Origin of the sequence: Capilliphycus salinus ALCB114379 (assembly GCF_047276495.1) — a bacterium.
GTDB lineage: Bacteria > Cyanobacteriota > Cyanobacteriia > Cyanobacteriales > Microcoleaceae > Capilliphycus > Capilliphycus salinus.
On record NZ_CP178543.1, the window covers coordinates 5,851,435 to 5,873,233 of the forward strand.

A 21,799-nucleotide genomic window follows, 5' to 3' on the forward strand; every position below is an offset into this window, starting at 1 on the left:
ATTAACTAAACCAAAACCTTCTGATTGGAAACCTCTCGAGATACCAACAATTCGGTGTATTCCTGTTCAAAATAATACAAGGTACTCACAATTGGATTCGGTGCCGTTTGTCCCAACCCGCACAAACTTGTAGCTTTTACCATTCCACACAATTCTTTGAGTTTTTCTAAATCGGCTGCGGTGGCTTGTTTTTTAATCAGTTTCGTTAAAAGCTGATACATTTGCACGGTTCCGGCGCGGCAGGGAATACATTTTCCGCAACTTTCTTCGCGGCAAAAATCCATATAAAATTGCGCGACTTGTACCATGCTGGTCCCTTGATCCATCACCACCATACCACCCGAACCCATCATCGAACCCAACTTAGTTAAAGATTCGTAATCAACGGGGGTATCCAACAAATGAACCGGAATACAACCGCCTGACGGCCCTCCTGTTTGTACGGCTTTAACTTCTCCGTCGGGAACTCCTCCGCCCATTTCCTCTACAATTTCTCGGAGGCTAATTCCCATCGGGACTTCAATTAATCCCGTATTTCTTATTTTACCAGTTAGAGAGAAAATTTTGGTGCCTTTGCTTTTTTCTGTGCCGATGCTGGCAAACCAATCTGCCCCCTTGCGGATAATCGGGGCAATATTTCCGAAAGTTTCGACGTTGTTAATTAACGTCGGTTCTCCCCACAAACCAGACACAGCCGGATAGGGCGGACGGGGACGGGGAACGCCCCGATTTCCATCAATAGACGCAATTAAAGCGGTTTCTTCCCCGCAAACAAACGCACCCGCACCAACCCGAATATCGACGGTAAAATCGACGGGAGATCCGAAAATTTGAGTTCCTAAAATGCCCTGACGTTTGGCCTGTTGGATGGCTTTTTGTAAACGAGAAATTGCCAGGGGATATTCCGCCCGAACATAAATATATCCTTGATTGGCGCCAACTGCATAGCCTGCGATCGCCATGCCTTCTAAAATTCGGTGCGGGTCACTTTCCAACACGCTGCGATCCATAAAAGCGCCCGGATCGCCTTCATCTGCATTACAAATCACATACTTTTGTCCGGGGGGCATTTTGGCAACGGTTGCCCATTTTAAACCTGTTGGATAACCGGCGCCGCCCCGTCCTCTCAAACCCGATTTTGTGATTTCTGCAACGACGTCTTCCGGGGTCATTTCATAGATGGCGTGGTGCAGGGCTTGATAGCCGCCAACTGCTAAATATTCGCCTATTTTTTCGGGGTCAATTTTGCCGCTATGTTCGCGAACCACTAACAGTTGACGGCTGAAAAATGGATGTTTGGGATCGCCCGGTGTCGCTTTAACTTCTCCCCCGTTTAAACCCTCAATAATTGAAGCGGCAACTTCCGGTTTAACAATTTCATACTGTAATCCTTCGGGTTCGATTTCAACAATCGGACCTTTGCCACAAAACCCCATACAACCGACGCCAACCACTTCCACTTTATCTTGGAGTCCGGCTTTTTTAACGGCCTGTTCCATTTCTTTTTTAACAGCTAAAGAATTCGCCGCCTGACATCCGGTAGATGTACAGCAATGAATGCGAATACTTTTTAAAGATTGACGTTCTTGTTCGGCGACTTCTAATAATTCATTGAGTTCCATAGTGTTCTCTTCTCTCAAATTTAACTTGGGTTAAACTTTAAAAACCCAACTATTTTTTATGGGAAGTTCGGGAGGAAACGCGGGATTGAATTTAAGTTTGAGTCATCAGGTTTTGATCCCCCCTCGCCCCCCTTAAAAAGGCTTTGAGTCATCAGGTTTTGATCCCCCCTCGCCCCCCTTAAAAAGGGGGGAAGCAGAAGCCACAAAACTATTCCCTGATCCGGCGTTCCCTATTCTTCTTGCCATTGTTTGATTTTTTCGACAGAAGATTCTGCGGTTTGTTGGGGTGCCATTTTGCCATCGTAGACAACAACCGGGGCGATACCACAAGCCCCGACACAACGGGCTGTAACGAGGGAAACTAAACCGTCTGGGGTGGTTTCTCCCGAATGAACTCCGGTGTGTTCTTCGAGGGCTGCTAACACTTTGTCGCCGCCTTTGACGTAACAGGCGGTTCCCATGCAGATGACGCAGTTATGACGGCCTGCGGGTTTGAGGGAAAATAAATGGTAAAAGGTGGCGACGCCGTAGACTTTGCTGAGGGGGAGTTTCAGGTTGCGGGCGATGTACATTAAAACGTCGTCTTCGAGATACCCGAAGGCTTCTTGGGCTTTGTGTAGCACTTCGATGAGGGCATCTTGACGGTATTGGCTGCGTTTCATGGTGACATCCAATACTTTAAAGCGCTTATCGCCACTGGGATGAGTTGATGAATCTTGGGTTTGCCCCGATGGAGGGGCCTTTGTTGATTGCATAGTTCTTTGGGTAACAATTTCAGTTGCTTTTCGGTGTCGAATGCCATTGTTTCTTTAACAACACCGTTGAAGGGAGTTTCACGACTAACGACCAAATTCAAACTTGTTCAAAACAACAAGAGCGTTGTTTATCTAAATTTGTTAACCAACCTCTAGTTAGGATTCAATTTCTAATTGTAAGTATATCGGAATGATTTGTCTGCAATTGTTAAATTTATTCTAAAATTTCCCCGGCCACTCTGTTAAGAATTGCTGCTAAATTGACATCCAACCCCCAATGGATTGGGCAGAGTGGTAGAATTATTGTTTATTTACAAAAACACCGGGCTGTTTATTAAGAAATATTTTGAAAACCGCCCCAAATCAAATCCTTGCCTCAATTTCTCTGTCGGAAAAAAGCAACAGAGCATCACAAACCATTAAAAAACATTAAGACTCGACCCTGTTTCCGAGAATCTATTAGAAGATCAAAGAGAGGAGACTTTAGGAGATGATTCCCGTGTTCGCTTGCCAACTGTCCCCAACAATCAAGCTTTCACCAGAAAAAAGGCAGGAAGGCAAAGCTCGGGTCAGGCGTTCAAACCGGGATAGGAGAGTAAAGGTTTGAGTGCAGAACTTAAGAGAAATTAAACTTCCTCTTCTCCACTCCCTCCGTAGAAACGCAAACCCAGAATTCACGACTGTTTATGTTTAATTGAGGAACTCAACACAAAAAAACACAGCAATTCTTGCCGTGAACAGAGAAATTTTATGGATTTTTTTGCGGGTTAAACAACACAAAAGTAAAGTCTTTCCCCAACAGACTCAACCTCACAGATGAGTAGAGTCCCATCAAACCGAGTCATTTTTATCTATCGTAAATTGCCCGATAACCGCAACATTGAGAGGAAATCAAAATGAACACAAAAACCTATGCCACCCTCGATGGAAACGAAGCCGTCGCCCGTGTTGCGTACCGCCTCAACGAAGTGATCGCCATTTACCCCATCACCCCCTCATCGCCGATGGGAGAATGGGCCGACGCTTGGATGTCCGAAACCCAACCCAACCTCTGGGGAACCATTCCCTCAGTCGTGGAAATGCAAAGCGAAGGGGGTGCGGCCGGGGCGGTTCACGGGGCCTTACAAGCGGGTTCCCTAACCACCACCTTCACCGCATCTCAGGGATTATTGCTGATGATCCCCAATATGTATAAAATCGCAGGTGAACTGACAAGCTGTGTCATCCACGTCGCCGCCCGCAGTTTGGCCGCCCAAGGACTCTCCATTTTTGGCGATCACAGCGACGTCATGGCCGCCCGTGCGACGGGGTTTGCGATGTTGTGTTCCGCCTCCGTTCAAGAAGCCCACGACTTCGCGCTAATTTCTCAAGCCGCTACCCTAGAGTCTCGGATACCCTTCGTCCACTTCTTCGACGGGTTCCGCACCTCCCACGAAGTCCAAAAAATCGAAACCCTCGACGAGTCGGTATTGCGTTCGGTTGTTGACGATAAATACGTCTACGAACATCGCGCCCGGGCCTTGACTCCCGATGCCCCGGTACTGCGAGGAACCGCCCAAAACCCCGACGTCTACTTCCAAGCCCGAGAAACGGTTAACTCATTTTACAGCGCTTGTCCGGCGATCGTTCAAAACGCAATGGACAAATTTGGAGAACTCACCGGACGTCATTACAAACTCTTTGAATATCACGGCGCACCCGACGCCGAACGTTTAATTATTCTCATGGGTTCCGGTTGCGAAACCGTTCACGAAACCGTTGATTTCCTAACAGCCCAAGGGGAAAAAGTTGGGGTGTTAAAAGTGCGGTTATATCGCCCCTGGAATAACCAATATTTCCTCGAAGCCATCCCCAAAACCGTTAAAAGTATTGCCGTTTTAGACCGCACCAAAGAACCCGGCGCCGGCGGCGAACCGCTTTATTTAGATGTCGTTACCGCTTTTATGGAAGCCTGGGACGGACAACTTCCAAAACTGATTGGCGGACGCTACGGTTTATCTTCTAAAGAGTTTACTCCGGCAATGATTAAAGGAGTGTTCGATCACCTGGCTCAAGGAAAACTAAAAAATCACTTCACCGTTGGAATTAACGATGATGTTAGTTTAACTTCTCTGCCTTTTGATCCCGAATATTCTATCGAACCCGATAACGTTGTTCGGGCGATGTTTTACGGTTTGGGTTCCGATGGTACCGTTGGGGCGAACAAAAACTCAATTAAAATTATTGGCGACGAGACAGAGAATTACGCCCAAGGTTATTTCGTTTATGACTCCAAAAAATCCGGGGCGGTTACGGTGTCTCACCTGCGTTTTGGTCCGAACCCCATTCGTTCCACTTATTTGATTTCTCAAGCCAACTTTATCGGCTGTCATCAGTGGACGTTTGTAGAAAAATTAGAGGTTATAAAATCAGCCGCCAACGGTTCAACCTTCCTGTTAAATAGTCCCTACAGTCGCGAGGAAGTTTGGGGTCAATTGCCCCTAGAAATGCAGGAAGAAATCGTTCGCAAAGGGCTAAAATTATATGTGATTGATGCCGATACCGTCGCCCGAGAAAGCGGCATGGGACGGCGCATCAATACCATCATGCAAACCTGTTTCTTTGCCCTGGCGGGTGTTTTGCCCCGAGAAGAAGCGATCGCAAAAATCAAGAAAACCATTGAAAAAACCTACGGTAAAAAAGGTGCGGAAATTGTTCGCATGAATATTCAAGCCGTAGAAAATACGTTAGCAAATCTGCACGAAGTTAACGTTACCGAAGTTAATAGCGATCTCCATCGTTTACCCCCAATTCCTGTTAATGCGCCCTCATTTGTTAAAGAAGTGGAAGGGGCAATTATTGCCGGAAAAGGAGATGAATTACCCGTCAGCGCTTTACCCTGTGACGGCACTTATCCAACCGGAACTGCGAAATGGGAAAAACGCAACGTCGCCCAAGAAATTCCCGTTTGGGACCCCGATGTTTGCGTGCAGTGCGGCAAGTGTATTATGGTTTGTCCCCATGCGGTAATTCGGGGCAAAGTTTACGAGGAAAAAGAATTAGAAAAAGCGCCGGAAACCTTTAAGTCTACCAACATCAAAGATAAGGAATATTCCGGTCAGAAATTCACCATTCAAGTCGCCCCAGAAGATTGTACCGGATGCGGAATTTGTGTCGATATTTGTCCGGCGAAAAACAAATCGATGGCATCCCGGAAAGCGATTAATATGGAACCCCAACTTCCCCTGCGGGAACAAGAACGAGAAAATTGGGATTTCTTCCTCAATTTACCCAACCCAGATCGCCGTTTACTGCACGTTGATCGCATTCGTCAACAACAGTGGCAAGAACCGTTATTTGAGTTTTCCGGCGCCTGTGCGGGATGCGGTGAAACGCCCTATATTAAGTTAGCAACTCAGCTATTTGGCGATCGCATGGTGATCGCAAATGCGACGGGTTGTTCGTCAATTTACGGCGGAAATTTACCCACCACACCCTACACGACAAACGCCGAAGGACGGGGGCCTGCTTGGTCGAATAGTTTGTTTGAAGATAACGCCGAATTTGGGTTTGGGTTCCGTCTTTCTATCGACAAACACACCGCTTTTGCCCGAGAATTGTTGCAAAAATTGGGCGGAGTAGTCGGGGATAATTTAGTCTCGAAAATTCTCAATAATCCTCAAAAATCCGAAGCCGATATTTGGGAACAACGGGAACTCGTCGCCCAGGTTAAACAAAACCTACAAAATGTTGACGATCCTGACGCGAAACAATTGGTGAGTTTGGCCGATTATTTAGTGAAAAAATCCGTTTGGATTGTGGGCGGTGACGGTTGGGCTTATGATATTGGTTATGGCGGTTTAGATCATGTGATTTCCAGCGGTCGCAACGTCAATATTTTGGTGATGGATACCGAGGTTTATTCTAATACCGGAGGTCAATCTTCTAAGGCGACTCCTCGCGCTGCGGTGGCGAAATTTGCCGCAGGAGGTAAACCCGCAGGGAAGAAAGATTTGGGCTTAATGGCGATGACTTACGGTAACGTTTATGTCGCGAGTGTGGCGATGGGGGCGCGAGATGAACACACGTTAAAAGCCTTCTTAGAAGCCGAAGCTTATGACGGACCGTCGTTAATTATTGCCTACTCCCATTGTATTGCTCACGGGATTAATATGATGACGGCAATGAACCATCAAAAAGATATTGTTGAAAGCGGTCGTTGGTTGCTGTATCGTTATCATCCAGAATTGGCAGATCAGGGCAAAAATCCCTTACAACTTGATTCGCGATCGCCGAAGAAACCGGTTGATGTTTCGATGTATCAAGAAAACCGTTTCAAGATGTTAACCAAGAGCAAACCGGCCGATGCTAAACGGTTGATGCAAGAAGCCCAAAACGATGTTAATACTCGTTGGGAAATGTATCAATATTTGGCAAGTCGTTCGATTGAAACTAACGGTCATTCTGATAGCGGTCACGACGAAGAACAAGTGCAAACCCCCGCAGGAATTAAACCCACTTCCGAAGCCTAACCCTTAAAAAAACCCCCCTTTTTAAGGGGGGAAGGGGGGATAAAACCCCACCCTTTTTAAGGGGGGAAGGGGGGATAAAACCCCACCCTTTTTAAGGGGGTAAGGGGGGATAAAACCCCCAACTTTCTAAGGGGGTAAGGGGGGATAAAACCCCCAACTTTCTAAGGGGGTAAGGGGGGATAAAACCTCCAACTTTTTAAGGGGGTAAGGGGGGATAAAACCCACCCATTCTCAGGAGGAAAAGAACGAAAAAACCCCCCTTTCTAAGGGGGGAAGGGGGGATCGAACCTCCCAACTCTGCCTCAATTTCCTAACGTTTGGAGAACAAAAACAATGGATATAACGACAACTTACTTAGGCTTAAATTTGCGATCGCCTCTGGTTCCTTCTGCTGCGGCACCCCTATCAGAAGACCTCGATAATATTAAACGCCTCGAAGACGCCGGGGCGGGTGCGGTGGTGCTGCATTCGCTATTTGAAGAACAATTACTGCGCGAAAAATTTGAACTGCAACATCATTTAGAATACGGTACCGAAAGCTTTGCAGAAGCGTTAACCTACTTTCCCGAACCCGATGAATTTCATGTCGGTCCCGAACTGTATTTAGACCATATTCGCCAAGCAAAACAGGCCGTTCAAATCCCAATTATTGCCAGTTTAAACGGCTTTTCTTCGGGCGGTTGGGTGGAATATGCCAAACTCATGCAAGACGCCGGAGCGGATGCCATTGAACTGAATATTTACTACGTTCCCACCGATTTTAACATGAGCGGGGCGCAAGTTGAACAGAATTATATTGAGACTTTGCGAGAAGTAAAAGCGGAAGTTAATATTCCCGTTGCGGTGAAATTAAGTCCGTTTTTTAGCAACATGGCAAACATGGCAAAACAGTTAGATGAAGCCGGGGCGGACGGGTTAGTTTTGTTTAATCGTTTCTTGCAACCGGATATTAATCCCGAGGAATTAGAAGCCGAAACCGGTTCGGTTTTAAGCCATGCTCAAGATATGCGTTTACCGATGCGCTGGATCGCGATTTTATACGGTCGAATTAACGCAGATTTGGCTTCAACCAGCGGTATTCAACGGGGTCGAGATGCGATAAAATTGTTAATGGCCGGCGCAAAAGTAACTCACGTTTGTTCGGCGTTATTGCGACATGGAATTCCCTACATTAAAGTGATGGAAGAAGAGATCAAACACTGGATGGAAGAACATGAATATGAGTCCGTTAAACAGATGCAGGGTTCTATGTGTCAACTCCATTGTGAAGATAAATCTGCCTACGAACGCGCTCAATACATGAAAGCCATTACTTCTTATCAACCCGAACGCAGTTTAATCTAGTCTTAAAGATTGTTTCCCTGGCTTTCTCAGCTAGGGAACAATTTTGATTAGGTTTTATACCCTGTGCGGTTAATTAATTCTATTGCTGGGGTGGGGCGGGTTTATCTAAATTATTGCTAAGATACAGACTTCTGGGTTGAACCCGCCCCTACAAAATTGTAATATGATATCTCACTAATCAATAAGATTTGTGTAGGGGCGGGTTACGCCTACGATCTTTACTACTACTGAGAGATTGAGATAAACCCGCCCCACCCCCATAACAAGCATTAATTAATCGGAGATAATATAACGCATCAACACTTAAAAAATATGTATTAATTTTGCTTTAAACCGATAGAACCCTATTCCCTAGCATTATGGCATAATCAGTAACATCGACTCACAATTAAGAACTTCCGTAAATTTACTGAATGCAAAGGTTAGAAAAAAGGGGTGATCATCCGGATTTAAACCCTATTTATCTTTCTATCTTTAGACAGAGTAATTGAGTAAAAATTATCGCTAATGTTAAAAAGCCAGATCGGGTAAGCTACTCTCCCCTTAGCAGTATTTCCTTCACACTTCTACACTTGTTGCGTAGAATGGAAAAAGTGCGAACGAGAGGTAAGTAGATATGCTTAAATTAGCGGACATCCGCATCGGAGTCATCCGAACCCTAGAAGCGATTAGCAGCCACTTACAAAGCCGACTTCGCAAACCCATGCGGTTTTTGTCAGTGTCATTGCTAACCTTCATTTTAATTGTCACCGGGATACCGACAGCCACAGCACAATTTCCGATTCCCATTTCTGTAGAATCTACAGGCAATAGCGGGACACCCATTTTCAATGCGCTGAACAAACCCTTCAACTGTGTAAACCTTCAGTTGTGTAGTCGCGTCTGGATGACGGGAAGCACAGAGCCAGTTCTGACCATTGCTTCACCCCCCGCAACCGAAACTGAAGACAATATTAGTGTCCCCGTTGAATTGCGAGCCAGAAGAATTCAGCGACAACTTAATCTAATACAAGAAGAAGCCCAACGTCGTGCTAAACCCGATCAATCTGGTCAAGGAATCTCATTAAATAAAAGTACGGCCAAAAAGATTATCCTCCAACAAAGTCTAGGCACTCCCATCGGAAGACAACTCACACGCCCATCGGAAAATACCGATGAAAGTCTTCATCCCAAAACCCCTAAAATAGAAGTTGCTCTCCAAAATAATATACCCGTTATTTATCTGCCTGCTCAAGAGGGATTTTTAAAGCAAACCCTGCTGAGTGTGCGGGAATGGGATCTGATTCCCAACCAGGATTTGTTGGTGCCGAGCGATCCTCAAATGCTCGAAAAAATTAAACAATGGCGTCAGCAAATTGCCGATAATTTTCCGGAATTCTCCTACGAGAAAACCGAATCATTTGTTTTGGCGAGAATTTGGGAATATAGAATCGAACAACAGTTAAGTAAATCTTTGAAAAGACAAGAACTTGTCGGCGATAATGCGTTTGGTTTTGTCACCGTTATATTTGTTGTCACCATCTTGGGGATTTTACTCCTGAGTTTCTTCTTCTTTTGGATTAAAAAGCAAGTTAAAGCCAGACGTCGTAAACTTCGCAAACAGTTAGAAGATTTAGAAAAAGCAATCGCCGTCGAACCGGATACCACTTCTGAGGAGTTAGCCGCCAAAGCTGCCGAAGCAGAAGAAGCAATCAATGCGGCTAAAAATCAGGATTCAACCCAGAGCGAGATAACATCTTCACGTTCTTCTAACCGCTATAACAGTAGTGGTGATATAGCCGATATTCCTTTTGAGTTAGTGTCCTCAAGTATGGAGTCAATCTGGCAGTACATCACTCAAAGTTCCCTCAAGCAACAGAGTATTTTAAAACAGCAAATCAACTTAATGTTGTTGCTGGAAAATGTTTTGTTCTGGGTGCAAATCATCGTTTTTGTTTCTGGAATAGTAGCGCTTCTGTTTTTCTATCCTCCCACTCGGGTTTATGCAGTAATACTATTTACAAGTCCGATTTGGATCGCTTTAATCTGGATTTTCTTGAGTATTGCGGATAAAGTTGTTGATTTCTTTATTGATTCCCTTCTCAACCGTTGGGCGACAGAAGCACAACAAACTTCATCGACTCCTCAACGCTATACCATGCGGGTAAAAACCTATTCAGCCGCTTTATCCCAATTAACATCTGTGATTGCTTACGGATTAGCAACGATTCTCTCTTTATCGGTGTTAGGACTTTCTACAGAAGGACTCGCCAGTGCGGGTGTTATTACCCTGATTGTTACCTATATTTTGCAACCTCATATTGCCAATGTAATTCGCGGTTGTTTAATTCTTTTAACCGATCAATTTGCGGTGGGTGATGTGATTGTTGTCGGAAGTGTTTCCGGTTTTGTCGAAAAAATGAACTTGTACATGACTCACCTGCGAGGCGAAGAAGGACGTTTAATTTCTATTCCCAATGGCAATATTGATGTTGTTCAAAACTTGACTAAAGAATGGTCACGGGTTGACTTCAAAATTGAGATTGCTTACGATGCCGATGTCAAACGGGCTTTAGAAGTAATTCATCAAGTCGCCGAAGAAATGCGAAGTGAACCCCACTGGCAAGATTTAATCATAGAACCTGCCTCAATTTTGGGGGTAGATGGCATTACTCACAATGGTGTTTTAATTCAAGTTTGGATTAAAACTCAACCCATCCAACAATGGGCGGTTGGGCGAGAATTTCGCCTCAGAATTAAGTTGGCTTTTGATCGCGAAGGAATTGCCATTGGAATGCCTCAACGTCTTCTTTGGCGTCACGATGACGAAAGTTCCAATCAACCTAGTAATGGTCATCACTCCCAACTGCAAAGTTCCTCTAAAACCAACGACAATTAAAAGGCAGTTTACAGTGACCAGTGACCAGTGACCAGTGACCAGTGAAAATTTATCTTGACCTGCCATTCATCCCATCACTAAAAGTGATGGGATGAATGGCAGTCCAAAAGTGTGATACCATAACATCGGTAGTTTGGTAGAAGCTGTGTTGAAGGCGTACAAGTATCGAATCTATCCAACCAACGAGCAAAAAGACCAGTTAATCCGGTCAATGGGTTCTGCTCGTTGGTTTTACAACTACGCCCTTAATCTAACCTCCCAAACGTACAAAGAAACTGGTTTTGGCTTGAGTCGTAATGACATCATCAAGCTTTTACCAGGTCTCAAGAAAGAGCATGAGTGGTTAAGTGAACCACCCTCTCAATGTTTACAGCAAGTCGCCTTGGATTTGTCGAGTGCGTTTTTAAATTTCTTTGAGAAACGGGCAAGCTATCCCAGTTTTAAGAAGAAGCACAACAAGCAGTCAATTCGATTTCCTCAAAGTGTTAAATTGCAGGGCGACTATCTGAAATTGCCGAAACTAGGAAAAGTTTACTGTAAAGTCTCTCGACTTCCAGAGGGGAAAATTAAATCAGTAACAGTTTTGTTAACTCCATCGGGTCAATTTTACGCCTCATGCCTGTATGATGATGGCAAAGAAAAACCCACAACCAACTCTGACGGAAAAGCAGTCGGAATTGATTGTGGGTTATCGCATTTTGCAATTACTTCTGATGGAACCAAGCATGGTAATCCCAAGTATTACCGGAAATATGAAGATAAATTAGCTAAGAAGCAAAAGCAACTAAGTCGGAAGCAAAAGGGTTCTAAAAACCGAAATGAAGCCCGAATCAAAGTTGCCAAGGTTCACGCTAAAATTACACGCTGTCGGGAAGATTTTCTACACAAGCTAAGTCGTAAATTAGTTGACGAAAACCAAGTCATTGTTGTGGAAAATCTGGCGGTTAAAAACATGGTCAAAAACCACAAGCTGGCTAAATCAATTAGTGATGCTGGCTGGGGACAATTTTGTACCATGCTCAAGTACAAAGCGGAATGGGAAGGAAAAGTCTACATCGAAGTAGACAGATTCTTCTCTAGTTCAAAGATTTGTCATGTTTGCTCAAATCAAGTTGGAAGTTTACCGCTTGATATTCGGCAATGGACTTGCTCTGACTGCAATACCCAACATGACAGAGACATCAACGCCGCGATAAACATCAGAGAAGAAGGTTTACGACTTTTGGCGGGAGGGCATCTCGCAACCGCTTCTGGAGTTCGAGTAAGACCAAGTAAAGGCACTGCTTTTACAAGGCGTTGAACGATGAAGGAAGAATCCCTCGCTTGAGCGCGATGGGAGTTGTCAAGAAATTCTAAGTCCCGATGCAGAATGGGGAACTGTTACCAGCAATGGAGAATTTACTGTTGATGGTAAGATTGCTACTTTTGAAGGTTTAATACCGCCCGGATCGGGTTATCGAGTAGAGAGAAGTTTTGAAGGTGATGGAAACCCTGTAGATTTGTCTATCACATTTGAAGGAGTTCCTCAAGCAGTTCCCGAACCTGCTTCTATCGTCGGTTTGTTGGCTATTGGTACTTTAGGTGCGGGTCTGACTCGTCAGAAAAAACAAGCTAAATAGTTAGCTGTAAAGCTAGGGTTCCTGCAACGACGGATAACCCTAGCTTTAAATTCGGCGATACTCCCCGAGTGCTTTACTGTTTACTTTTCCCTCTATTTTTTAACGGTTTTCATAAAATTAAATAAGAGGGCGCAATAGGGTGCTTTTCAAGAGGGCGCATTGCCATGCGCCCCTACAAAATTGTTTATTGTTCCCTCTATTTTTTAACCGTTTTCAGAAAATTAAATAAGAGGGTAACAGGGCGCATTGCCATGCGCCCCTACAAAATTGTTTATTGTTCCCTCTATTTTTTAACCGTTTCCAAAAAATTAAATAAGAGGGTAACAGGGCGCATTGCCAAGTTCCCCGACAAAATTGTTTACTGTTCCCTCTATTTTTTAACGGTTTCTAAAAAATTAAATAAATGATGAGCAAGAGTTAACTTACTACATCCTTCGATATTAACTTGTTTTCCAGCTTGATTAATTAACGTCGCCGTATTCGTATCACTGCCAAACCCCGCATTGGGTTTATCCACAGGATTCGCAACAATAACATCCAAATTCTTCGCTTTCAATTTACCCAAAGCAGGCGTTAAAATATCCCCAGTTTGTGCTGCAAATCCGACTAAAAATTGAGGGGGTTGCTTAATTTTACCCAATTCTGCTAAAATATCAGCACAATGCTTTAATGGGAGAACTGTAGGTAAATCCGCCTTGGACAGCTTGCGATCGCAGTAATCAAGCGGTTGAACGTCTCCCACCGCCGCCGTCATCACCGTAATATCCGCCTGCGCGAACCGTTCTAACATCGCCCGACGCATCTGTTCAGCAGAGGTAACACTCACAACTTCCACCTCATCGGGCAACAGCGCCAGCAACTCCGCAGACATCGCCGCCTGTACCAACGTTACCCTCGCCCCCCGATGGACAGCCGCCTGAGCAACAGCCAGCCCCATTTTCCCCGTTGACGGGTTGCCAATGAACCGCACCGGATCGAGATGTTCTCGGGTGCCTCCCGCACTCACCAACACCCCCTTTCCAACTAAATCGCGTTTTCCGCCCGTCTGCACCAACGACTCGATACAAGCCAAAATTTGCCGGGGTTCGGCCATGCGCCCCGATCCAACCTGCCAACCCTCACTTTCTTCGGCCGGCAGATCGCAAGCGAGAACCCCCGCAACCGGAGCGATACCGTGAAACCGTCCATCACTTAAAACCTGTTGCCAATTTTGTTGAACAATACTCTGCTGCCACATCTGACGGTTCATCGCCGGCACCAACAGCACCGGACAACTCGAAGCCAGCAAAGTATTTGTCAACAAATTATCCGCCATTCCGACAGAAATCTTCGCCAAACTATTAGCAGTCAAAGGCGCAATCACAAACAATTCCGCCCATTCTCCCAACTGAATATGCAGCGGACGCCCGTGAGTCGGTAGCCAAAAATCAGCATCGGTATAAACTTGATGACGGCAAAGCGTCGCTATTGTTAAAGGGGTAATAAACTGTTGCGCCGAGTCCGTTAAAATCGCCCGAACTTCCGCCCCCGCTTTCGCTAAAGTAGAAATAACCTCGCAAATTTTATAAGCCGCAATTCCCCCGCTAACCGCGATTAAGATTCGTTTTTGAAAGGGAAAAGGTAAAACCGGTTTCATCTTTTATCTAATCAAAATAAAAGGTAAAATACTTCTAAAAATTCAGAATTCCTGTAGGGGCGGGTTCAGTCTAAATTGATCATATCCCGCAGATCACCTCACTAAACCCGCCCAGAAGTCCGGGAAAAACTGTTCACTGGTTAGGGGCGGGTTTATGTAACATATTTCTGAGTAAGATAGATTTAGGCACCAAGCCGCCTAGAATTCCTGTAGGGGCGGGTTCACTCTAAATTGATCATATCCCGCAGATCACCTCACTAAACCCGCCCAGAAGTCCGGGAAAAACTGTTCACTGGTTAGGGGCGGGTTTATGTAACATATTTCTGAGTAAGATAGATTTAAGGAGAACCCGCCCCTACAAAACTGGTGACTGGTGACTGGTAATGAGTGACTGAAAAAGGGTTACAGCCAATACTGTGAACCCCCAAATCATTAATCTCGGCCTATCTAAAAACGATTAAGCCTCGTCGTAAGTCTCGATATCGAGTAAATACAGATAAGGTTCAACTAGCTCTGGACGCTGAAATGCGATCGCTCGTAGCAAATGCCAATCATTGAGACCTTCAAATGGATTATTATAGTCATCAGTCTCCAAACGTGCGGCTAATTCAGCCACATCATCTACAGTCAATGTAGAAATTTGGGGTGAGGATCGAGTCAACGTTTCCATCTGTAGCCACCTCCGGTAAGTCGCATTTGCTTTGAGCCTTTACTTGGGTAAATCTTACATCAGACTCCCTGCTTATAGTGTAAGCTTTTAAGTTGATTTCGACATCACCTCTACAACAAAACTTCGTATTAAACTTAAGACTTCTGGACGAATTTCGTGCGCCATATCAAATTCGTGATATTGTACATTTGCACCCAATTCTTGAAAGCGATCTCTTGCTTGTATAGCCGCACTCAACGGCACCACCCGATCCATACGACCATGTACAATTAACATCGGAGGTAAACCATCCTCTACCGGTTCAGGAGAAAAGTGCAGATAACCACTCAACACAATTAACCCCGCCAAGCCCAATTTTCGCCCCACATCCATTGTCATCGCCCCCCCTTGAGAAAAACCCCCTAAAATAGTCCGACTCGGAGGAATGCCCGTAGAATCTTCCAAAGAAGCTAACCAGTCTTGTAGACTTTGACGACTTTCATCAAGTCCTTTGTATTCAGAAGTTTCCAGACTGTACCACGCCCGTCCTAAAGGAACTTGGGGATGGGGAAAAGGGCCGTCGGGGAAGATAAACTGATATTGGGGTAGCCTCAGCAACGGCGTTAACGAAGCTAAATCTTCAGCGTTGGCGCCCCAACCGTGCAGAAAAACAATTAACCCTTCGGGACTGTCGGTTTCTGCGGAAATGGTAATTGTATTTAAGTCCATGAACCGTTATTATACTCTAGGCGTTCAGGCTCTATTGTTCACGGTTTTACTGAAATTGGCAAAGTAAGCGATCGCAAACTATATTAACCCATCGCGTTGTAACTCCTCAATAATCTGTAAGCCACGCGGATCGCCAACTCGCAATAACGAAGACTTTGCATCCTCTCGCACGCCCATATCCTTGTCTTCTTCCAAAGCTTCAATTAAGCCATCAATAGCGCCAGCATAGACCGCATTAGAAGGCATTTCGCGACACAACTGACCCAACGCCCAAGCACAATTACTGCGAACCGCTGCCACCTCATCGCGAATCAACCCTTGAATCAGCGGCGGCACCGCCCGAACGATCACATCATACCCCACTTTTGCCATTTGACCGAGCGAACTAGCCGCCCACAACCGCACTGCGGGAATATCGGTTTTTAACGCATCCACCAACGGACCCAAAGCCCGCTGATCGCGACAATTTCCCAACGCCCAAACCACACCTTTGCGAACATAACCATTCCAGTCTTGTTGGAGTTGCTCGATCAACGGTTCCACCGCATCGGGACTAGGGTTGCGCCCCAAAGCATAAGCCGCACTAACCCGAATTAACGGACAAGCTTCCCCCAACAAATTAATCAAAGGAATCACCGCCCGCGAATCTTGAATCTCACAAAATGCCCTCGCTGCAATCATCCGGCGCTGCGGTTCCGGTGAAGTCAGCAACGGCAACATTTCCTCCGGATCGGGTTGAGGACTGTCTGATTCCTCCATATGATCCAGGGGACTTTCAAAGGCTTCCGGGCTATGAATTACACTTAACTCATTATCGTCCATATCATTAATTTACCGCACGACGGTAACATCTCAACGGGCGATCGCAAATTCCTTTCAGACTTCCTCATCAAATAGCGACTTCAACATCGAAAGCGACTGAGTTTGATAACCGAGTTTCCGGTAAAGATTCAGCGCCGGTTGATTGTGGGAGAAAACTTGTAAGCTAATTTGTTGATCTCCCCGTTGTTTGGCCCAATTTTCTGCATGAGCCATCAAAGCCGAACCAATTCCCCGACGACGGTGATCCCGATGAACATACACCAGAAAAATATGAGCAATACGCGCACCTTGCACCTGATCGACTGCGTTTCCCATCCACAAACAAGCAATAGGCGAAAGGGTTCGCAAAGGGGAAAAATAAGCTGAAGCTTGGGAAGCACTTTCTTGGCCTGCAACTTCCACCCACCACAAAGGAGTTTGGTTGCTAAAATACTGCTCAATCGTATCAGCTAAATGGTTAAAGTTGCGGTTTGGATATAATTCTTGATAGGTCCGGTGCATGAACTTTAACAGCAGCGCCCGATCCAAACGAGAACCCGCACGCAATCGATAACCCGGTATTAACCAATCAGACACGAATCGAATTGATAGTCGGCAGGTAGATTTGGGCTTGTTCTCCCGTTGAATTCATTTCTCCCACCGGTGCGGGTTCCGCTAAATCACCCGGTAAAAAGATCCGAGCGCTAACTGCAACTAAAGCCAATAAAAAAATCAAAACCACAATCAAAGGCGCAATATATTGACGAAAAATAGCCATAGGATTTTTAACTTCAGCCCGAGATTTCCATTATAATTGTAATCTATCATCAAGAAAGCATAAATCTCAAAAACCCCACCCAAACCCATCCGTTACCAAAAAGCCCCAACCACCCCACCCAAACCCATCCGTTACCCCATCCGTTTCCAAAACCATCAACCTCAAAAACCCCACCCAAACCCATCCGCTACCATACCCCACCCAAACCCATCCGTTACCAAACCGCCCATACAACCCTACAATAGATCCTCGTCATCCAGTCCCGGTCTGGGCATAGGCAAAACACGGGTTTTACTCAACTGACGCAAAGCCACGCCCCCGCCAACCGCCAAAACCAGACAAACCCAAGCGAGGGTTTCTTGCAACAGTAAAAAGCCGCCCACGCTTAACAGCGTCCCCAACAATAATACAATAGCGGCGATCGCTTTTTGTAAATCCAAGCCCAAATCTTGAGCGGGAGGTAAACCGGTTTTCAGGCGTTGTTTTGTCCATCCCGGGCCGCCCGGTCGAACGTGGCGATAAAAGGCTTCTAAAGTTTCCTCAGATTCCGGTGAAGTCAACACCAAAACAATTACCCATAAAACCGTCACCGAAGCCGTAATAAATAAAATTCGCAAGCCAAAATCTTCAATCTTAAAAAACGGCACCAAACTCGTTACCATTCCCACAAAAAAACTCGCGATAATTGCGGTTAATTCGGCTGCGGCATTAATTCGCCACCAAAACCAGCGCAAAATTAAAATTAATCCCGAACCCGTACCAATAGCAATAACCAACCGAAAAACCGTAGCAACATCCGTCGCCAAAAACGCAGCCGCACCCCCCAAAGCAGTTACTAAAACCGAAGATAATCGCCCGATAAAAACCAATTGAGTTTGAGACGCTTCCGGTTGAACAAACCGCAAATAAAGGTCATTGGTAATAAAAGAAGCCCCCCAGTTAATCGAAGTCGAAACCGTACTCATAAACGCCGCCAACAGCGAAGCCACAACCAAGCCCAAAATTCCGGGGGGAAGAAAATCAAGCATTAACTGCGGATAACCCAACTCTTTATCTTCTAAATTCGGATAAAGAACAATCGAAGCCAACGCCACCAAAATCCAGGGCCAAGTTCTAATAACATAGTGCATAATATTAAACGTCCAGGCGGCTTTTTCCGCTTCGGATTCGTTTTTTGCGGCCGCAAAACGCTGCACAAATTCACCGCCCCCGTCACTTCTTCGCCAAGACCACCACTGAATAAAAATATAAGCAAAAAAGGTACTGGCTGTAATTCCAGCCGTCTCGCTAAACGTAATTAATCCATTGCCGCCAAGAGATACCGGAAGTAAAGATAAAATATCTTTCTCTGGAGAAGCCAACGGAACTTTTGCCACTAATTCCCCGATGCCGCCCACACTCCCCAAAGCAAAATAAGCAACAATAATCGCCCCAAACAAAGCCAGAAAAAACTGAAAAAAGTCCGTAGTAACAACACCCCAAAGTCCGGCCAAACCCGCATAAAATAAAACAAAAATACTCACCCCAATTACACTAAAAAGCTTGAGATTATTTTCGGCGGCTTCAATTCCCAAACCCTGCCAAATCTTTAACGCATCTACCACTTTTACCATCGCTAACATAGCGTAACCAATGGCAATACAATTCATGGGAACGGCAAAAATAAACGCTTTTACCCCCCGCAAAATCGCCCCCATTTTGCCACCATAACGTAATTCCGTTAATTCCGCATCCGTGAGAACTTCCGAACGTCTCCACATTCGCGCAAAAACGTAAACCATGATAATATGAGAAATACCGAACGTCCACCATTCCCAATTTCCGGCAATTCCTCGGTTAGCAACCACCCCGGTAATATACAGGGGAGTATCAATAGAAAACGTCGTCGCCGCCATACTAATTCCCGCCAACCACCAAGGAAGCGATCGCCCGGAAACGAAAAAATCAGCAAGGCTTTTTGAACCTTGACGAGATAAATACAACCCCATCGCCATCGTTACGATCAGATACAGCAAAACAATTAACCAGTCAATCAGTTGCATGAGTTTTGAGAAGAAAACGCCGAAACAGTAGAATGAATCTAAGCTTTCCAGTCTACCTCTGAATGTCTCTTTTGTAAAAGCCTGATTGAGATTAGGGGTTGGAAATTGGGAGTTAGGGGTTGGGGAATATCTGTCATTTATAATCTCTAATCTAGAATACTGAAATGTTTGCTAGGGATGATTGATAGGAAAATACTGTAGCGGCGGGTTCTAGACCCTCTCTGACACCCACAACTGAATTTTTAAAAAACCCGCCCCACCCCCGTTCAACTCCGGTGATTGAAAATTTAAAAGGGTAGAAAGAAACCTCTCTACCCCGTAGAATCTCACCCTAATTTTTAATTTTATTTTCAGGAATTATAGCAACTGCTATTTTCAACAACTACGCTTTATTTTGACGCTTGAATTTGCTTCCGGCTAACGCCAAACCGACTAAGGCTAAACTGGTGACAGTTGCCGGTTCAGGAACACTTTCAGGTGTAGTTTGATTCGGTTCAAAGTTCATCGCCATCACCATACCATCGTTGACACATTCAGCTAAAAGACTAATTAAAGCTTCACCATCGGGAAGTAAATTGCGGTCAAAGCTAAATCCAAACGTATGGGCGAGGCTGTAAACAGAACTGTTACTTGTACCGAAATCTAATCCCGCGAGTTCGTCATTACTCAGCATGGTAATTCCGCCCAATAAATTACCAGAAGCAATCACGTTTTGGATGCTATAATTTTTATCTTGAATCTTGGTTTCAGGAACAGTTTCCCAAACTCTTTTATTCACCATGACTGTGTATTCTTCAGTCACCCGTTGACCATTTCTTCTGACTGTTCTCGTCCGAGTTTCAGGAACACGAATTGTTTTCCGAACTTGCTTCATTGTGGTTTCAGCCGTTAAGTAGTGGCGTGCTTCTCCTGCACTTAAATCACCGAAACCCACTTCTCCGCTTTTGGTTCCTGTTGCACCGGGAGTTTTATCTCGGTTATTTCCTTCTACCCAATTTTGATAGCTATTAAAGCTTGACCATCCACTATTTGAACTAACTACACTTTTAGCTTGTACATCTCCATAAACCCCTACACTTCCAACACCAGAGTCATTAGAACCCGCAAAACGAATCCCAAATAATTGATTGGCTGCACTCGCATCTTTGAAAGCTTTTCCACTAAAGTTAAAGAACAAATCTCCATAACCAACATTATCATCAGCAGCCCCTCCTGCATAATTTCCTAAGAGGGGAATATTGGCATTAATCGCAATAGAAACGGTATCTTGGTCGGCTTTAATCGCCATACCAAACATTTCATATTTACTCGGACTCCCAACACCGTTAAGACTGCCGTCAGTACCATCTTTGAAAGAATCTAAGACAATATGCCAATCCGAACCAACTTTGGTAAAATCTGCGGCTTGTGCGGCTTGTGCGACTAAACTTAAACAAACTGATGTGGCGACTACTCCAATTGTTTTTAAGGTTTTCATGGCGTTTAACTCCGTTTTCATGCTGATAGTTTTTTGCTTGGTTGAACACCATTATATTGACTCAATTATGAAGATTTCAATCGTAATCAAAACAAAAAAAATAAAGATTTTGTATATCTGTAGTTTCTCGGAATTGGTGAATTTATTTGTTTTTAGTTTCTCCGTATATTCTCGGATGCAGTGAGTTAAATTGATTGAAGATAACAGGATGCTATTCCCTAAGTACATCCAAAAAGCCCGGTTTATCAGTTAGAAAAACCGGGTTATTAATTCGTCCTTTGCTTCATCCCATTGAAAACCATATAAATATTAGAGGCGGGTTGATTTTAGTTTTTTTGAGGAAAATCCCAATAATTTTAACCCGCCCCGACCCAATTCATTAATTATTTTAAATTTCCTCAAGGTCAATATAATTAATTTTTCCCCGTTCGATTTTCTCAGGAAAATTCACAACTTTATATCGAGTTCCTTTGGGTACTAACACTTCACATTCAGCATACATCGTCGAAAAATCACAAATCGCCACACCGGAACGATTTCCCGTAACTCTCAAGACCACTGAATAACAAGAACCCGAATAATTTTCAGCAATATTGAGGCTATAAGTAAAGCTAGCCATTGCTTCCAAAGTATACCCCGAGGGGTTTTTCATTTTTTCAATAAAGCCTTTAATCGACTTTTCACCAAAAGACAACCCCCGATAAATCTCGCCCTGATAGCCGGACATTTTATTCATAAAAGTGTTGAGAAGATCAATTCTCGCATCTTTTATTCCTTCTTGTTCTGCCCGTCGAATTTTGCGATAATCTCCCGTTGTAAAATCGGCGATCGCATTAAAAATATTTTCAACTACAGGAGTATCAATTCCAGTTAAGCGAGTGATATCTTCTGCGGTCAAAGGTTCCAAGGTTGATGTCAGTGTATTCATGGTCACGTCAAAAAATTCTAAAACCTTAAA

Annotated in this window: 16 protein-coding genes; 5 read left to right on the forward strand and 11 right to left on the reverse strand. The window is 44.7% G+C overall.

All coding sequences use genetic code 11. From position 1 onward, the window contains the following. Positions 1-5: 5 nt before the first annotated feature. Positions 6-1,622, reverse strand: coding sequence for an NADH-ubiquinone oxidoreductase-F iron-sulfur binding region domain-containing protein (locus ACL6C3_RS23745; protein ID WP_413161676.1), 1,617 nt, complete (start codon positions 1,620-1,622; stop codon positions 6-8). A 230-nt stretch (positions 1,623-1,852) separates the two neighbouring features. Further along, positions 1,853-2,377, reverse strand: coding sequence for a bidirectional hydrogenase complex protein HoxE (gene hoxE / locus ACL6C3_RS23750; protein WP_413161678.1), 525 nt, complete (start codon positions 2,375-2,377; stop codon positions 1,853-1,855). Between the two features lie 896 nt (positions 2,378-3,273). On the opposite strand from hoxE, the gene nifJ reads away from it, so the two are divergent. The 5 genes from nifJ (at position 3,274) to ACL6C3_RS23775 (ending at position 12,729) form a co-directional block, all read left to right on the forward strand. Further along, complete coding sequence (gene nifJ, locus ACL6C3_RS23755) at positions 3,274-6,888, forward strand: pyruvate:ferredoxin (flavodoxin) oxidoreductase (RefSeq protein WP_413161679.1); 3,615 nt, start codon at positions 3,274-3,276, stop codon at positions 6,886-6,888. A gap of 333 nt (positions 6,889-7,221) precedes the next feature. Beyond that, the gene (locus tag ACL6C3_RS23760; RefSeq protein ID WP_413161680.1) at positions 7,222-8,232 is read left to right on the forward strand and encodes a dihydroorotate dehydrogenase-like protein; all 1,011 of its coding nucleotides are present in this window, start codon (positions 7,222-7,224) and stop codon (positions 8,230-8,232) included. A 616-nt stretch (positions 8,233-8,848) separates the two neighbouring features. Beyond that, positions 8,849-11,110 carry a mechanosensitive ion channel domain-containing protein gene (locus tag ACL6C3_RS23765; RefSeq protein WP_413161682.1) on the forward strand — a complete coding sequence of 754 codons (2,262 nt, stop codon included), beginning with the start codon at positions 8,849-8,851 and terminating at the stop codon, positions 11,108-11,110. A 145-nt stretch (positions 11,111-11,255) separates the two neighbouring features. Beyond that, entirely contained in the window at positions 11,256-12,410 is a 1,155-nt protein-coding gene (locus ACL6C3_RS23770; protein WP_413168405.1) for an RNA-guided endonuclease InsQ/TnpB family protein, read from the forward strand. Positions 12,411-12,609: 199 nt separating this feature from the next. Next, positions 12,610-12,729 (forward strand): PEP-CTERM sorting domain-containing protein, encoded by a 120-nt coding sequence (locus tag ACL6C3_RS23775; RefSeq protein WP_413161685.1) that lies wholly within the window; start codon positions 12,610-12,612, stop codon positions 12,727-12,729. 370 nt (positions 12,730-13,099) lie between these two features. On the opposite strand, the gene coaBC is transcribed toward ACL6C3_RS23775, so the two are convergent. The 9 genes from coaBC to ACL6C3_RS23820 all read right to left on the reverse strand — a co-directional run bounded on the left by coaBC (position 13,100) and on the right by ACL6C3_RS23820 (position 21,769). After that, on the reverse strand, positions 13,100-14,365 hold the full coding sequence (coaBC, locus tag ACL6C3_RS23780; protein ID WP_413161688.1) for a bifunctional phosphopantothenoylcysteine decarboxylase/phosphopantothenate--cysteine ligase CoaBC: 1,266 nt from the start codon (positions 14,363-14,365) through the stop codon (positions 13,100-13,102). A gap of 457 nt (positions 14,366-14,822) precedes the next feature. After that, on the reverse strand, positions 14,823-15,035 hold the full coding sequence (locus ACL6C3_RS23785) for a DUF2555 domain-containing protein (protein WP_413161690.1): 213 nt from the start codon (positions 15,033-15,035) through the stop codon (positions 14,823-14,825). An 87-nt stretch (positions 15,036-15,122) separates the two neighbouring features. Next, positions 15,123-15,743 (reverse strand): alpha/beta hydrolase, encoded by a 621-nt coding sequence (locus tag ACL6C3_RS23790; protein ID WP_413161692.1) that lies wholly within the window; start codon positions 15,741-15,743, stop codon positions 15,123-15,125. A gap of 78 nt (positions 15,744-15,821) precedes the next feature. After that, complete coding sequence (locus ACL6C3_RS23795) at positions 15,822-16,565, reverse strand: HEAT repeat domain-containing protein (protein ID WP_413161694.1); 744 nt, start codon at positions 16,563-16,565, stop codon at positions 15,822-15,824. Between the two features lie 54 nt (positions 16,566-16,619). Beyond that, entirely contained in the window at positions 16,620-17,141 is a 522-nt protein-coding gene (locus ACL6C3_RS23800; protein ID WP_413161695.1) for a GNAT family N-acetyltransferase, read from the reverse strand. After that, positions 17,134-17,322, reverse strand: coding sequence for a hypothetical protein (locus tag ACL6C3_RS23805; RefSeq protein WP_413161698.1), 189 nt, complete (start codon positions 17,320-17,322; stop codon positions 17,134-17,136). Before ACL6C3_RS23805 ends, ACL6C3_RS23800 begins: the two co-directional genes overlap by 8 nt. 236 nt (positions 17,323-17,558) lie before the next feature. Further along, on the reverse strand, positions 17,559-19,364 hold the full coding sequence (locus tag ACL6C3_RS23810; RefSeq protein WP_413161700.1) for a sodium:solute symporter family protein: 1,806 nt from the start codon (positions 19,362-19,364) through the stop codon (positions 17,559-17,561). A 382-nt stretch (positions 19,365-19,746) separates the two neighbouring features. Further along, the gene (locus ACL6C3_RS23815; protein ID WP_413161702.1) at positions 19,747-20,841 is read right to left on the reverse strand and encodes a PEP-CTERM sorting domain-containing protein; all 1,095 of its coding nucleotides are present in this window, start codon (positions 20,839-20,841) and stop codon (positions 19,747-19,749) included. Between the two features lie 388 nt (positions 20,842-21,229). Next, positions 21,230-21,769, reverse strand: a complete 540-nt coding sequence (locus ACL6C3_RS23820) for an ADP-ribosyltransferase (RefSeq protein WP_413161705.1) — start codon at positions 21,767-21,769, stop codon at positions 21,230-21,232. Positions 21,770-21,799: the final 30 nt, after the last annotated feature.

What these genes read in the sequence shown, in the direction of transcription:
- ACL6C3_RS23745 (WP_413161676.1), bottom strand. Translation starts at nt 1,622, where the DNA reads ATGGAACTCAATGAATTATTAGAAGTCGCCGAACAAGAACGTCAATCT.
- hoxE (WP_413161678.1), bottom strand. Translation starts at nt 2,377, where the DNA reads ATGCAATCAACAAAGGCCCCTCCATCGGGGCAAACCCAAGATTCATCA.
- nifJ (WP_413161679.1), top strand. Translation starts at nt 3,274, where the DNA reads ATGAACACAAAAACCTATGCCACCCTCGATGGAAACGAAGCCGTCGCC.
- ACL6C3_RS23760 (WP_413161680.1), top strand. Translation starts at nt 7,222, where the DNA reads ATGGATATAACGACAACTTACTTAGGCTTAAATTTGCGATCGCCTCTG.
- ACL6C3_RS23765 (WP_413161682.1), top strand. Translation starts at nt 8,849, where the DNA reads ATGCTTAAATTAGCGGACATCCGCATCGGAGTCATCCGAACCCTAGAA.
- coaBC (WP_413161688.1), bottom strand. Translation starts at nt 14,365, where the DNA reads ATGAAACCGGTTTTACCTTTTCCCTTTCAAAAACGAATCTTAATCGCG.
- ACL6C3_RS23785 (WP_413161690.1), bottom strand. Translation starts at nt 15,035, where the DNA reads ATGGAAACGTTGACTCGATCCTCACCCCAAATTTCTACATTGACTGTA.
- ACL6C3_RS23790 (WP_413161692.1), bottom strand. Translation starts at nt 15,743, where the DNA reads ATGGACTTAAATACAATTACCATTTCCGCAGAAACCGACAGTCCCGAA.
- ACL6C3_RS23795 (WP_413161694.1), bottom strand. Translation starts at nt 16,565, where the DNA reads ATGGACGATAATGAGTTAAGTGTAATTCATAGCCCGGAAGCCTTTGAA.
- ACL6C3_RS23805 (WP_413161698.1), bottom strand. Translation starts at nt 17,322, where the DNA reads ATGGCTATTTTTCGTCAATATATTGCGCCTTTGATTGTGGTTTTGATT.
- ACL6C3_RS23810 (WP_413161700.1), bottom strand. Translation starts at nt 19,364, where the DNA reads ATGCAACTGATTGACTGGTTAATTGTTTTGCTGTATCTGATCGTAACG.
- ACL6C3_RS23815 (WP_413161702.1), bottom strand. Translation starts at nt 20,841, where the DNA reads ATGAAAACCTTAAAAACAATTGGAGTAGTCGCCACATCAGTTTGTTTA.
- ACL6C3_RS23820 (WP_413161705.1), bottom strand. Translation starts at nt 21,769, where the DNA reads ATGAATACACTGACATCAACCTTGGAACCTTTGACCGCAGAAGATATC.